This is a genomic window from Klebsiella sp. 2019SCSN059, from assembly GCF_021739525.1.
Classification (GTDB): domain Bacteria; phylum Pseudomonadota; class Gammaproteobacteria; order Enterobacterales; family Enterobacteriaceae; genus Klebsiella; species Klebsiella quasipneumoniae.
Genome location: NZ_JAKKOM010000005.1, coordinates 17,449 through 31,844, shown reverse-complemented (window position 1 = coordinate 31,844; position 14,396 = coordinate 17,449). Strand labels below are relative to the sequence as shown.

The 14,396-nt window shown below is 58.1% G+C and carries 11 protein-coding genes; 1 reads left to right on the top strand and 10 read right to left on the bottom strand.

Annotated elements, in window-relative coordinates:
- Nucleotides 1-53: 53 nt before the first annotated feature.
- From aaeB to aaeX, 3 genes are read right to left on the bottom strand one after another with little or no spacing between them, the layout of a single operon-like run.
- Complete coding sequence (aaeB, locus tag L2I46_RS07865) at nt 54-2,021, bottom strand: p-hydroxybenzoic acid efflux pump subunit AaeB (RefSeq protein WP_023291151.1); 1,968 nt, start codon at nt 2,019-2,021, stop codon at nt 54-56.
- Between the two features lie 5 nt (nt 2,022-2,026).
- Nucleotides 2,027-2,959 carry a p-hydroxybenzoic acid efflux pump subunit AaeA gene (gene aaeA / locus L2I46_RS07860; protein WP_023291152.1) on the bottom strand — a complete coding sequence of 311 codons (933 nt, stop codon included), beginning with the start codon at nt 2,957-2,959 and terminating at the stop codon, nt 2,027-2,029.
- A gap of 7 nt (nt 2,960-2,966) precedes the next feature.
- The gene (gene aaeX, locus L2I46_RS07855; RefSeq protein WP_002918640.1) at nt 2,967-3,170 is read right to left on the bottom strand and encodes a p-hydroxybenzoic acid efflux pump operon protein AaeX; all 204 of its coding nucleotides are present in this window, start codon (nt 3,168-3,170) and stop codon (nt 2,967-2,969) included.
- 131 nt (nt 3,171-3,301) lie between these two features.
- Between aaeX and aaeR the strand changes: the two genes are divergently transcribed.
- The gene (aaeR, locus tag L2I46_RS07850; protein WP_002918641.1) at nt 3,302-4,231 is read left to right on the top strand and encodes an HTH-type transcriptional activator AaeR; all 930 of its coding nucleotides are present in this window, start codon (nt 3,302-3,304) and stop codon (nt 4,229-4,231) included.
- Between the two features lie 35 nt (nt 4,232-4,266).
- Here the strand turns inward: aaeR and tldD are convergent, their stop codons facing one another.
- From tldD to mreB, 7 genes are all read right to left on the bottom strand, one after another.
- Complete coding sequence (gene tldD / locus L2I46_RS07845; protein ID WP_004206236.1) at nt 4,267-5,712, bottom strand: metalloprotease TldD; 1,446 nt, start codon at nt 5,710-5,712, stop codon at nt 4,267-4,269.
- Between the two features lie 88 nt (nt 5,713-5,800).
- Complete coding sequence (yhdP, locus tag L2I46_RS07840; protein WP_236947729.1) at nt 5,801-9,598, bottom strand: AsmA2 domain-containing protein YhdP; 3,798 nt, start codon at nt 9,596-9,598, stop codon at nt 5,801-5,803.
- A gap of 37 nt (nt 9,599-9,635) precedes the next feature.
- Nucleotides 9,636-11,105: a ribonuclease G gene (gene rng / locus L2I46_RS07835; RefSeq protein WP_004206239.1), complete on the bottom strand. Its 1,470-nt coding sequence runs from the start codon at nt 11,103-11,105 to the stop codon at nt 9,636-9,638.
- Nucleotides 11,106-11,107: 2 nt separating this feature from the next.
- On the bottom strand, nt 11,108-11,689 hold the full coding sequence (locus L2I46_RS07830; protein WP_023291155.1) for a Maf family protein: 582 nt from the start codon (nt 11,687-11,689) through the stop codon (nt 11,108-11,110).
- A 7-nt stretch (nt 11,690-11,696) separates the two neighbouring features.
- Nucleotides 11,697-12,185, bottom strand: a complete 489-nt coding sequence (mreD, locus tag L2I46_RS07825) for a rod shape-determining protein MreD (protein ID WP_002918648.1) — start codon at nt 12,183-12,185, stop codon at nt 11,697-11,699.
- Complete coding sequence (mreC, locus tag L2I46_RS07820) at nt 12,185-13,177, bottom strand: rod shape-determining protein MreC (protein ID WP_236947727.1); 993 nt, start codon at nt 13,175-13,177, stop codon at nt 12,185-12,187. Before mreC ends, mreD begins: the two co-directional genes overlap by 1 nt.
- Before the next feature lie 70 nt (nt 13,178-13,247).
- Nucleotides 13,248-14,291 carry a rod shape-determining protein MreB gene (gene mreB, locus L2I46_RS07815; RefSeq protein WP_002918653.1) on the bottom strand — a complete coding sequence of 348 codons (1,044 nt, stop codon included), beginning with the start codon at nt 14,289-14,291 and terminating at the stop codon, nt 13,248-13,250.
- Nucleotides 14,292-14,396: the final 105 nt, after the last annotated feature.

Here is a 14,396-nt window from a genome sequence, read left to right as displayed (position 1 = left end):
TCGCCGTTAAGTATAGCGATAAAAAAACCGACGCCTGGGCGTCGGTTTATGGGTTAACTGCTGGTCAGCACATGCTGGTACTTGTGCAACATCTCAACCAGTCGCCGTACCGGCTCGGTCACCTGCGGCGAAGCCTCCCAGACCCGCAGCTTCTCCTGATAAACATCAAGCTCCGCCAGCAGCCGGGTAAAGTAGCGCCGACGCTTATCATCGCTCCCGGCGGAGATTACATGATCCGCGGTACGTCGCAGCTGGCGATGGAACGCCGACAGATCCTCATTCACCGGCACGGGCGCATCGCGCAGGCGCTGGTGGGCAATGATTAACGTCAACGCCAGTCGGAAACGAGCGACATCGCCGGGGAATTTGTTGAGCAATAAAAACAACTGCTGATAGAGCGCGGGCAAATGATTCTCTTTGCGACGCGCCGAGTTGGTGGTCAGCGAAGAGACCGCCGCGGAGACAAACTGGTTCAGCAGCACCCGACCGGTTCTTGCCCGGGAGTTATCCCTGACAATGAGAATAACCATCAGGGCGAGGAAACAACCGACGATCTGCCCCAGCGCGCTATCGAGGAACTGACTGAACTGGAACTGCATCGGGTTATCCAGCACCAGAATGTTGATGGTGCTCGCCAGCGCCCCCAGCGATCCGAGGCGCCTTTTCTGCACTTCGATACCGATAAAAAACGCCATCGCCGCCAGGCTGATACAAAGCAACAGCATACTCTGCTGCGTCGCCGGCATGATCACCAGAAAGTACAGGGTACCCAGCGGTAACGCCGCCAGAGTACCGTAGAGGAAGTCTATCGCCACCATTCGCGGGTTAGGCAAGCGCATCGCCAGCGCGGTAACCACGGCAATCATCACCATTGCGCCGCTGCCTGAGGTCCAGCCCGTCCACAGCCAGAACAGCGTCCCAAGGATACAGGAGACAGAGGTACGCCAGAAGTTCACCATCGCGTGGTGACGCTCGGCGGACTCCACTTTAACCACCGTTTCGCCGCGCAATACACCGTCTTCGATGCGGCTGATTTTGGTGTTGCCCACCACGCCACGCTTAAGCAGCAGGTAACGGGTGGCTGCGCCTACCCAGCTGTAGATGGTGACCGGCGTATTATGCTCGCCTTTCCAGGTCAGGAAGCGACGCATACGCTTCAGCTGCTGGTGAACATCCTGCACCGTCTCAACCGGCTCAGCGAACAGCTCGCGGTAGTCGTCCGTCACCATTTCCGGGCGCGAGTTCTGAATCAGGTAGGTTTCGCAAGCCTGGGTGATAAGCGTTAGCGAGAGGGTATTGATCGCCTTCAGGCGTTGATTCGCCTTAGCCCAGCGAGAGGATTCCATAATCAGGTTACTGCGCATTCCCTCCAGCGCCGTGGTGCGACGCACCAACGCTCCCCAGGCCTGATCCACTTCATCTTTTTCGCCGTGCGCAACGCATAACTGCATCAGCTTATACTGCGCAATCAGCAGGTTATCCAGTTCAAGGTCGATCTCTTTTTTAATCGAACGCGGGGAGAACAGCAGATCGGCGACAATGGCGCTGACAATCCCGATGACGATTTCGCTGCAGCGCTCAACGGCAAACTGCGGCGCCAGCATCGGATCGGTGTGGATGGTAATAATGATAATCAGCGCGGTGTATCCGGCCAGCCCCCAGGCATAGGAGTTTTCGACCTTGACCAGCGACGAAACCCAGGTACAAAACCCGGCCCACAGGCAGCAGACCAGCATCATCAGCAGAGGGGCGCGGATCATCAGGATGATGATGACCAGCGCCGCAATACAGCCAATAAAGGTCCCGGCAATACGCAACATGCCGCGATAGCGGATCGCGCCGGAGTACGGCTCTCCCCCGGCGGCAAAGGCCGGGCCAGCGGCGACAATCGCCGCGGTCAGCACCGCCCAGCGCGGCGTTTCGAGCTGAAAATGGAAGCCGACGAACAGCGCCAACACCACCGCGCATGCAAGCTTAATAGCAAAGCGGAGATGCTGGGGAGCAATAGTATATGTCCCCATAGCGATTAACCGAATTCGCGCAGGCGCATAGCCAGTTTCTGGAAGAAGTTGGCCTGGCTGGTATCACGGTCTTCTTTACCGGTGATCACCACCGTCGCCGTCGTGCCCGATGGCCACAGATTCCCCTGCTGGTGGTCAAGGCGAATACGAACCGGCACACGCTGCGCCAGACGCACCCATTCAAGGTTGGAATCCACCGAAGCCATCCCTTTCGAGTCGCTGCTGCTGCTGGCGTTGGTTACCCCCGCAGCGATACTGTCCACCGTGCCTTTAATGGTTTTGCTGCTGCCAAGCGGGGTAATTTCCGCCCGGTATCCAGGGCGGACGCCTTCCAGTTTGGTCTCTTCCAGATAGGCCATGACGTAAAATGTATTCTCTTTCACCAGCGCCACCGCCGTGGAGCCGCGAGTGATAAATTCCCCGGTATAGACGTTAAGGTTGGTCACCCAGCCATCCGCGGGGGCGCGAATCTCTGTGCGCTGCAGGTCCAGTCTGGCCAGGTCGCGGCTGGCCACCGCTTTCGCCAGCTGATGCTCAACGGTCTGCAACACGTTGTTCGCCTGGTCAATCTCTTCCCGCGACATCGCCTGGACGCCAAGCTTATTACGCCGACCGGCTTCGACACGTTTTTCCTGGGCTAAGGTCTGGTAGTAGGCGACATCGGCTTCCGCCTGCGCCAGCGCTTTTTGGTAACGAGGTTGGTCAATAACGAACAATACCTGGTCTTTCTTAACCAGTTGGTTATCCTTGACGTTTACCTGGGAAATCAGCCCGGAGACGTCGGGGGCAATGGCCACAATGTCGGCGCTAAAGCGCGCATCCCGCGTCCACGGCGAGGCGGTGTAGTAAACCCAGGCGCGGAAAATCGCCACGAAGGCCAAAATGACCAGTATCACGGTAATAGCGGTACGGAGGATATTTCTTGTTAGTGTTTTCACATCAACCTCAAACGAACAAGCGCGATATCAAATAAAAAAGGCAGCAATATAGCGCCGTATTAAACAGTGCAGGGTGCCAGACAAAATCGTAAATGCCGGTCGGAACCAGCAATCGGTGCACCAGCCAGAAGATGGCCAGCGACAAAAGCAACTCGAAGAAGATCGGCGGAAACGATAAGCCGAAAATCACGATGACAGGAAACAGACTCATGATGACCTTGAATAAGAAGCGTACAGGTAGTGAGCAGATGCGTTTATTATGTAGCTAACAATATATTAACGTAACGATTGCCGCATTATCTACAATGTGTGATCTAAATCACTTTTAAGCCAGAGTGAATAATGGAACGATTAAAGCGCATGTCCGTTTTCGCCAAAGTGGTCGAATTAGGTTCCTTCACCGCAGCGGCCCGCCAGCTTCAGATGAGCGTTTCCTCGATCAGTCAGACCGTCGCCAAACTGGAAGATGAACTGCAGGTGAAGCTGCTCAACCGCAGCACCCGCAGCCTTGGCTTAACGGAAGCGGGTAAAATTTACTATCAGGGCTGCCGTAGGATGCTGTTTGAAGCACAGGATGTCCATGAGCAATTATACGCATTTAACAACACCCCCATCGGAACGCTGCGTATCGGCTGCTCTTCAACTATGGCACAGAATGTTCTGGCGCGCATAACGGCGAAAATGCTGAAAGAATACCCCGGGCTCTCCGTCAATCTGGTCACCGGCATACCTGCGCCGGACCTGATCGCCGACGGTCTTGACGTGGTGATCCGCGTGGGCGCCCTGCAGGATTCCAGTCTTTTTTCCCGCCGTCTGGGCTCAATGCCGATGGTGTTATGCGCCGCGAAAAGCTATCTGGCGCAGGCTGGCAATCCGGAGAAACCGGCCGATCTTGCCGGGCATGCCTGGCTGGAATATAGCGTGCGGCCGGACAATGAGTTTGTCATTATCGCGCCGGAAGGGATCTCAACCCGCCTGACCCCGCAGGGGCGCTTTGTGACCAATGATCCCATGACGCTGGTGCGCTGGCTGACCGCCGGGGTGGGTATCGCCTATGTGCCGTTGATGTGGGCGATCGAAGAAATCAATCGCGGTGAGCTTGAGATCCTGCTGCCGAGCTACCAGTCCGATCCGCGTCCGGTCTACGCCCTGTACACCGAAAAGGATAAACTGCCGCTGAAAGTGCAGGTCTGTATCAATTATCTGACGGAGTATTTTGTCGACGTGGCGAAGATCTATCAGGGGATGCACGGCAGAGGGATCGCCCGCTGAAGCGGTTCCCGGCGACGCCGGGAACCCGCTCAGGATCAGGCAGTGCCGCCGACGGTGAGGTTATCGACCTTCAGGGTCGGCTGGCCAACGCCCACCGGCACGCTCTGGCCCTCTTTGCCACAGACGCCGACGCCGTTATCCAGACGCAGATCGTTACCCACCATCGAAATCTGCTGCATAGTCTCAATCCCGGAGCCGATCAGGGTAGCGCCTTTCACCGCCTTCGTGACCTTGCCTTTTTCGATCAGATAGGCCTCGGAGGTGGAGAAGACAAACTTACCGGAGGTGATATCCACCTGCCCGCCGCCGAAGTTAGGCGCAAAGATACCGTAGTCCACCGACTCGATAATCTCCTGCGGCGTGGACTGACCCGCCAGCATATAGGTGTTGGTCATACGCGGCATCGGCAGATGGGCATAGGATTCACGGCGGCCGTTGCCGGTCGGCGCGACGCCCATCAGACGCGCATTGAGTTTATCCTGCATGTAGCCTTTCAGGATGCCGTTTTCGATCAGCACATTGTATTGACCCGGCGTGCCTTCGTCATCGATGGCCACCGAGCCACGACGGTCGACGATGGTGCCGTCGTCCACGACGGTGCACAGCTCAGAGGCGACTAATTCCCCCATATGGCCGCTAAAGACCGAGGTGCCGCGACGGTTGAAATCGCCTTCCAGGCCGTGACCGACCGCTTCGTGCAGCAGGACGCCAGGCCAGCCGGCGCCGAGCACCACCGGCAGCATCCCCGCCGGGGCGGCGACCGCCGAGAGGTTAACCAGCGCCATGCGCACCGCTTCTTTCGCCCAGGCGTCGGCCCGTACTTCGCCCTCCTGAGAGGCGAGGAAATAGTCATAGCCAAAACGCCCGCCGCCGCCGCTGCTGCCGCGCTCGCGTTTGCCGTCCTCTTCCACCAGCACGCTGACCGAGAGGCGCACCAGCGGACGAACGTCGGCGGCCAGAGTGCCGTCGGTGGCGGCCACCAGAATCAGCTCATAGACCCCGCTCAGGCTGGCCGAAACCTCCTGCACGCGCTGGTCCGCCGCGCGGGCGACTTTGTCTACCCGGCGGAGAATATCCAGCTTCTCTTCCCGGCTCATACTCTGCAGCGGGTCGATGCTGGTATAGAGGGCGCTGTGCTCTACTGCGCCGAGGGTCTGTACTTTGCCATTGCCAGTCTCGCGCACAATGGTCCGCGCCGCCTGGGCGCTCTGCTCCAGCGCCAGCTTGCTGATCTGGTCAGCGTAGGCAAAGCCCGTTTTTTCGCCGCTGACGGCGCGCACGCCTACGCCCTGGTCGATATTGTACGACCCATCTTTAATGATGCTGTCTTCCAGAACCCAGGATTCGTGATAGCTCGACTGAAAATAGAGATCGCCGTAATCGAGGCGGCGCTCGGTCAGTTGACCAAGAATGGCAAACAGGTCCTGATGATTCAGGCCATTTGCCGACAGTAATTGTTCACTTACCAGGTTCAGACTCATCGTTATGCTACTCGTTTGTTGCCGCCTGACAGGCGGAAATACAGAAGGCTATCTATTGAGATTGCGGTAATTCCCGGCAATCGTCAAATCATTGCTTTTTGTTGCTGCGCGCCTGGCGCAGCACTTCATTGATCTGCGGCTGGTCAATCGGGCCGGTGATGCGATAGCGCAGTATCGAGACTTTGTTCCACAGCGGCCCCAGTACCTTGCTGGCGGCAAACACCGCCGCGCCGACAATCGGGTTGACGGCGAAGGCCGCCGCCACGCCGACGGTCGCGGAGATCTCCGGCGCCACCACCGCCTGCAGGTCCAGATGACGACGCACCAGATCGACCGACCCTTTCATGGCAATGTCCGCCTCCAGGCCATCCACCAGCGTATCATCGGTATGCAGTACACCATCCTTAATCCAGGCCGTACTGTTAATCGAGTCGAAGTAAAATCCTTCGCTAAAGGTATCGCTGAAGTCGAAGCGCAGTTTGCGCAGCAGGGCATCGACGCTCAGCAAACGCAGCAGCTGGCCTGCGTGTCCGGTACTTAGGTCGGTAAACTGACCCTTGCCGAGGTGGCTTTTAATGATCCCATTGAGCGACGCGACATCGGGTGACCAGGGCGGCGCGCGCCAGTGCAGATCGTAGTCGATATCAAACGGCGAATCCTTCACCGGTGTGGAAACGCCAAAGAAATCCGCAAATTCATTCGTTTTATTGCCATGCAGTCTGCCTTTCAGCGAGGTGCGCACCCCGGAAGGGGCGTTAACCCACACGCCGTCGGTCGTCAGCCGGCCAAACCCGGTATCCACCAGGCCATTGGAGAGCGTTAAGGTATCCCCCTTGATCGCCACATCGCCGTCGATACGGCCATATTTTTGCCCCCACAGCCAGCATTCCGCGCAGCGCAGCTGCAGATCGGGCCAGCCGTGGAAATCCAGCCGCGTCTCCGCCTGCGGGGCCACGTTCTCCGTTCCGCCCTTGCCGCTGGCGCTGGCCGGGTTGAAATAGAGATAACGCACATTTGCCAGCCACGGGGCATTGTCGCGCATCGTCAGGGTGGCGTTGATCTCGCGCCCCTGCGCCTCAACCTGTGAACCGCCGGTGACCGGCTGCGACATCAGACTCAGGTTGTTCCATTGCTGGCCGGCCAGCGCCAGCGACGGCGTACGCAGCACAATGCGCGGTGGAAAGAGGACACTGCTGCTGACTTCATTCGCCGCGCCCTTCTGGAACAGCGCCAGCCACTGCGCGCCATCCATCGGCGGCAGATTGAGCTCAACGCCGGGCTGGTCGGGCAGCGGAGAGGGGCCTTTGCTGTCCGTCGTGAGGATCGCTCTGTCCAGCGTCAGCTTACGGTTCAGCAACCAGCGGCTGTTGATATGATTCTTCGCGCCAACGGATCCGGTCAGGTCGAAGCTGCTCAGACCGCCGGCAACGTTAATTTTGACCGGCAGGGGTTCGCCAGCGGGCTTGTTGACCGGTGAAGGTAAGTGACTGCTCACATTCTTCAGATCGCCATTGATATCAACCTTATAGCTGGCATTGCCATGGTACGGCAGTTCGATAGCGACTTTACCCTCCCACGGAACGCTACCGCTCAGCGCCTCATTAACCGCTTTCGGCAGCAGCCCGGTGCGCGACGGCTGCCAGTTGGCGTTCATCCCGACATCCACCAGAAACGCTTTTTCGCCTTCGCGGGTGGAAAAATTGAGGTTCAGCGGCTGATTAAACCAGGTCGCGCTCAACGTTTGACTATTAAGATCGCCATTCACAAAGCTGAAATTACCGCTCAGGTTCTGCAGCGTGGTATCTAACGGCTTGATAAACAGATCGTTATTCTGCAGATGCACATCGCCTTTCGCGGTGGTCATTTCGCCATCGAGGGGAATGTTCAGATGTAAGCGAGCGCTTACATCACCATCCAGCTGCAGGGAATCCAGCGCCGCTCCCAGGGTCTCTTTCAGCGGCGTGGTGTTGAAATAAGGTCCCACCTCTTTCCCCGGGCCTTTGATATCGGCATCAATCAGCAGTTTTTCCTGCGCGTAATCCGGGATCGCGGCATCGAGATTGCTGGCGGTCACGTTGCCGAGCATCGCTTTCTCCGCCCGCATCCACAGGCCGCTGTTGATAAAATTAAGGTCGATATTCAACCCGGTCAGCGCCGGCCAGTCCGGTTGAAAAGCGAAAGTGGCATTCTTCAGCGGGACGTAAACCTGGAACTGGCCTTCGTTGTGCGGATACGGGAACAAATGTGGGTTGCCGCCATACACCAGCGTCGCATCGCGTGCCTGTCCGGCTTTAATCGCGCCGCTGAGATAGTCCACCAGCGCTTTGCCCATCAGGTTTTCCGGGAAGTAACGCCACGCCTGGCCGCCATCGTTGGTGCTGATCCCCGCCAGAATGCCCAGCCAGGGATCGTCCCCCTGCGGTTGCAGATAGCGGAAGCCGCCGCGGGCGCGTACCCCCGTCGCCTGCACGTCAATATCACGGCCATCAAGCATAAACCCTTTGTCATTTTTCACCCAGCTGAGGGTGGCTTCGCCAGCGGCGATCTCCAGCGGGGCCCGGAAAACACCGGTATACGGCATCAGCGCCTTCGTCATGCGCGCGCGCAGTTCCCCATGCTCAACGCTGCCATTCAGGCTGCCGGAGAAGTGTTCCGCTCCCGGCAGGAGCTTCCACTGCTTCCACGCCAGATCGCTCCACTGCGCCTGAAAGCGCGTTTTCTCCGTCGCCTGCAGGGGAATATCGAGAGCCAGCAGGTTGATTTTGCCGCTGGGCTGCGTGGTGCGCCAGAGTTCGCCCAAAGAAGGCGCCAGCTTATCGGCAAACGGCTGCAGTCCGCTCAGGCCGCTGAGGGCTAAGTTGCTGGCGCGAATACGTAATTCATCGCTACGCTGATGACCGCTGCCACCGACATCCTGCGCTGGGATCCACGCCATCGCCAGCGCGCCGCTTGGCCAGGGTTTGTCGTCGATCGCGATCCGCGTATCGGGAATGTAGAAGCCCCAGCTCTGCTTGTCATGGGAGAGATGCGCCGTCAGGTTATCCACTGACAGGTGATGAACCTCGCTATCCCCCTGCCAGCTGGCGCCCCCTTTTTTCAGCCATACGTCGCCGCTGGCCACATCGCCTTTTTCAATGGTCATCCAGCCTTCGAGGCTGAAGCGGGCGCTTTTCAGGGCGATATTGTCCTGCATCCAGCGGCCCAGCCAGGGCTTGACGTCAATATCGTCAGCCTGCAGCCAGACCCGGCCTTTGTTCAGCAGGCCATCCTCATCGCGGAGATCCATCCGCACCTGCATGACGCCATGCTGGCCGGTGAGACTGGAAAGGCTGAGCTGCCCCTCGGCGCGGTGACGGTTCCTGCCGTTAAGCCAGGTCAGCTGCGGGACCGCCAGCTCCGCCCGCTGACCGGAAATAGTCAGGAAGCTCAGATGACTGTCGCGCAGAGTAAAGTGGTCGAACTGACGTAAAAAGAGATCGCTGACGCGGTCGGTTTTCAGGCTTTCGCCGCCGTCATTGGTCTGAATAGGGGTATTGGTATGGATCTGCAGCTGCCAGAAGGTGAGATCGCGAAACTGCCAGCGCATATGCAACAGACTCTGCCAGACGTCCAGCGCCAGGGTCACGCGCTTGACCGCCATTGTCCCGCCATCTTTCAGCCCGACATGAATATCGCGGACATCTAATGTTGGGCCAAAAGTTTGCCAGCTGGCTGCGATCTGCGAGGCATCCACCGGCGTGCCGGTGAGAGAGGAGATCTTCTCCAGCAGCTGCGGACGCCAGGCATCGAGCTGCGGCAACACGAGACGCAAGCCACTCACCAGCAGCGCGACGATAACAATCAGTGTTGCCACGGTGAGCAATAAAATCCCGGGCAGTCGCCTCACGCCTCTCTCCTTGTCAGCCGCACAATGACGCAGTGTCTTACATCATAACCACATCGAACTGCTCTTGATTATAGAGCGGCTCAATTTGTACCTTCACCTGCTTGCCGACAAAGATCTCCACTTCCGCCAGCGCATGCGACTCTTCCCCTTTCAGGGTTTCCGCCACCGCAGGGGAAGCATAGACCAGGAAGCGATCGGAATCATAAGCATGATGCACGCGAACGATCTCACGCATAATCTCATAGCATACCGTTTCCACGGACTTTACCGTTCCGCGTCCGTGGCAGGTCGGGCATTCGTTGCACAGCACATGCTCCACGCTTTCGCGGGTGCGTTTACGGGTCATCTCCACCAGACCCAACTGGGAGAAACCGTTGATGCTGGTCTTCACCCGGTCTTTACTGAGGGCCTGCTCCAGGGAGTGCAACACCCGCCGGCGATGGTCTTCATTGTTCATGTCGATGAAATCAATGATGATAATGCCGCCGAGATTACGCAAACGCAGCTGGCGGGCTATCGCCTGGGTGGCTTCGATATTGGTATTGAAGATAGTATCGTCAAGATTGCGGTGCCCAACAAACGCCCCTGTGTTGATATCGATGGTGGTCATCGCCTCGGTCTGGTCGATGATCAGATACCCCCCGGACTTGAGCTCGACTTTACGTTCCAGCGCGCGCTGAATTTCGTTCTCAACGTCAAAGAGATCGAATATCGGCTGACGGCCGCTGTAGTGTTCCAGCTTGCTGGTCATTTCCGGAATATATTCGGCGGTAAATTCGAGCAGCGCCTCGTAGGTCAGCCGCGAGTCAACGCGAATCCGGTCGAGATGCGCGTCGGCAAAATCACGCAGCACGCGCTGAGCCAGGGCCAGCTCGCCGTACAGCTGATAGCGGGTCTGGTTGCGCTTTTTGCGCTCCATCACCTTGGTCCATACGCGCTTAAGATAGGCGGCATCGGCGGCCATCTCTTGCTCGTGAACGCCTTCCGCGGCGGTGCGAATGATAAATCCGCCCTGCTCGTCGCAGTACTCTGCCACGACCTTTTTCAGCCGCTCACGCTCGGCTTCGCTTTCAATGCGCTGAGAGACCCCCACGTGGGAGGCGCCCGGCATAAAGACCAGATAGCGGGAAGGCAGGGTAATATCGGTGGTCAGACGCGCGCCTTTGGTACCGAGCGGATCTTTAACCACCTGGACCATCAGGTCCTGGCCCTGGCGCACCAGTTCCGAAATATCGCGCACGGTAAACTGCTTTTGCTCCTCACCGGCAACGCACTCGGTATGCGGCATGATATCGGAGGCGTGGAGGAACGCCGCCTTATCCAGACCAATATCTACAAAAGCCGCCTGCATTCCCGGCAGCACTCGGCTAACACGACCTTTGTAGATATTGCCTACTATTCCGCGTCGCGCTTCACGCTCAATATGGATTTCCTGCAGAATACCGCCATCAATATACGCAACGCGCGTTTCGGATGGCGTTACGTTCACTAATAATTCAGCCGTCATCTTTATCCCTTTTCTTTACGCAGTGAGTTAAAGTTACTGAGCAACTCATACGTTTCCACCAGCGGTAAGCCGACTACGGCGTGATAGCTGCCATTAATCTTCCTGACGAAACAGCCACCCAACCCTTGAATACCGTATGCACCTGCTTTATCTAAAGGCTCGCCGCTGGCCACATAATCGGCGATATCCTGCTCGCTGAGCGGCCGGAAGGTCACTTCCGTGACCACCAGACAATCCAGCGTCTGCTGCTTATCCGCCAGCGCCACCGCGGTCATGACCTGATGGGTTTGGCCGGAAAGCAGGCGCAGCATCGCTGCAGCGTGTTCGGCGTCGCGCGGTTTTTCCAGCACTTCGCCGTTCAAAATAACAATCGTATCCGCTCCCAAAACCGGCAAATCCCGCGATGCCAGCGCCACCCCGGCCTGCGCCTTTTCGCGCGCCAGGCGCACGACATAGTGCTGCGCGCTCTCCTGCGGCTGGCGCTGCTCCTCGATACCAGGAACCAGACGCTCGAACGCGAGACCAAGCTGAGTCAGCAGTTCCTGCCGACGCGGGGAACCAGAAGCAAGATACAGAGTTGTCATATCAACCTTATTGCACTGCAAATTGCTGACGCACTTTACGCATCAGCAGGAAGAGCCATGGCCAGAGGATACCGTTTACTACACTACTCCAGAATACTTCCGGACGGAAAGAGACGTTGATCACTAAAAACTCTGCCCAGAAAACAATGATATCCACGGCGAGGGATAACAGCATGACCACCAGCGCCTGTTGCCACAGCGCCAGGTTACGGAACAGCTGATACTTCAGCGCCACCAGATAGGCGACGATGCTTAAGGACAGCGCGCGAACGCCCAGCGTCGAGCCGCTGATGAGATCAAGAATAGCCCCCATCACGAAGCCCGTTCCCACATTCACCCGGTGCGGCAGCGCGAGGATCCAGTACAGCAGGATCAATAATACCCAGTTGGGCCGGAAAACGCTGATGTCCGCCGGCCAGGGCATAATTTGCAGCAATAGCGCGATAAGAAACGAGAGCCAGATAACCCAGCGTCCCTGGCTACGGTAACTTGCCACTATTGCCCCCCTGCAGGCTGCGACGGCTGAGACGGCGTCAGCCCGGTGGCGGGCGCCGGCATCTGCGGCCCCATCGCATCCGGCGCAGGCAACACCTGCGGCATCATCTGCATCAGGCGTTCGTTAGCCACCCGATGGACCTCTTCCGGGGTCATCGGGTTAGCGCCATTGCGATCGGCGCCCCACAGCAGCAGCAGATAGCGCAAACGCTGCAGACCGGCCGTCGGACGCGCCTGGATCACCGTGTAGGCGCGCTGGGTGTCCAGTTTCACTGAAGAGACAACCCCAACCGGGTACCCTTCCGGGAAACGACCGCCCAGACCGGAGGTCACCAGCACATCGCCGACGCGAATATCGGTATTTGCCGGCAGATGCTCAAGCTGGAGGTCGTCGGTGCAGCCGTTACCGGCGGCAATGACGCGAATATCGTTCCGCAGGACCTGGATCGGCAACGCATGGGTGGCATCACAGATCAGCAGTACCCGGCTGGTCATTTTCGCCACGGCTACGACCTGCCCCACCACGCCTTTATCACTGATAACCGGCTGGCCTTCGTAGACGCCGTTGACGCTGCCCTTATCGATAACCACCTGATCGCTGTAGGGGTCGTTGACCGTTGAGATGACCTGGGTCACCATTTTTTGCTCGTCCTGGCGCAGCGGCGAGCCAAGCAGTTCACGCAGGCGCGCATTCTCCTGCTTGTACTGGCCCAGCATCAGCAGATCGCTGTTTTTCAGCAACAGCTCCTGACGCAGCGCGTGGTTTTCCAGTTCGAGCTGGTCACGGGTAGCCAGCGTCTGCGATACGCTGTCGAGCAGTTCCCGGGGACCATTAGAGACAAAGTAGAAAGGGCTGACGGCTGTATCCATGTACGTTCTGATTTGACTGAACGTACCCAGGCGGCTGTCGGCGATAATCACGCCAAGCGCCACCAGCACCGCCAGAATAAGGCGAATCTGTAGCGAGGGGCCACGGCTAAAAATTGGCTTCATAGGCTATGCGTATTCTCGTGTCAGTAAAGACCTGGGGCAGCGCGGAAGCCACCCCGGACCTTCAGGCTGACTACTCTTCGCTAAACAGGTCGCCGCCGTGCATGTCGATCATTTCCAGCGCCTTGCCGCCGCCACGCGCTACGCAGGTCAGCGGATCTTCAGCAACCACGACTGGAATACCGGTTTCTTCCATTAACAGACGGTCCAGGTTGCGCAGCAGCGCACCACCGCCGGTGAGAACCATCCCGCGCTCGGAGATATCAGACGCCAGTTCCGGCGGGCACTGCTCAAGGGCAACCATAACCGCGCTCACGATGCCGGTCAGCGGCTCCTGCAGCGCTTCAAGAATTTCGTTTGAGTTCAGAGTGAAGCCGCGTGGAACGCCTTCTGCCAGGTTACGGCCGCGCACTTCAATTTCACGCACTTCATCGCCCGGGTAAGCCGAACCGATTTCATGTTTGATACGCTCAGCGGTCGCTTCACCGATCAGAGAGCCGTAGTTACGACGCACGTAATTGATGACGGCTTCGTCGAAGCGGTCGCCGCCGATACGCACGGAAGAAGAGTAAACCACGCCGTTCAGGGAGATAACCGCTACCTCGGTGGTACCGCCGCCGATATCCACCACCATGGAACCGGTCGCTTCAGAAACCGGCAGGCCAGCGCCGATCGCGGCCGCCATCGGTTCTTCAATCAGGAACACTTCGCGAGCGCCAGCGCCCTGCGCGGATTCACGGATAGCACGACGCTCAACCTGGGTGGCGCCAACCGGCACGCAGACCAGTACGCGCGGGCTCGGGCGCATAAAGCTGTTGCTGTGCACTTGTTTGATAAAGTGCTGCAGCATCTTTTCCGTCACGAAGAAGTCAGCGATAACGCCGTCCTTCATCGGGCGAATCGCCGCGATATTACCCGGGGTACGGCCGAGCATCTGCTTCGCTTCATGACCCACGGCGGCGACGCTTTTCGGCGATCCGGCACGATCCTGACGAATGGCCACCACGGAAGGCTCATTCAATACGATGCCTTGTCCTTTTACGTAAATAAGGGTATTCGCGGTACCCAGGTCAATGGACAGGTCATTGGAAAACATGCCACGAAATTTTTTTAACATACTAAGGGATAATCCTGAAAGCTGGGGCGGAAAACAAAATCCGCTTACTTTACCAACCACACGCAGCAGCGACAAGGCGCAAAAATCACCTGCTGCGGTGAAAAT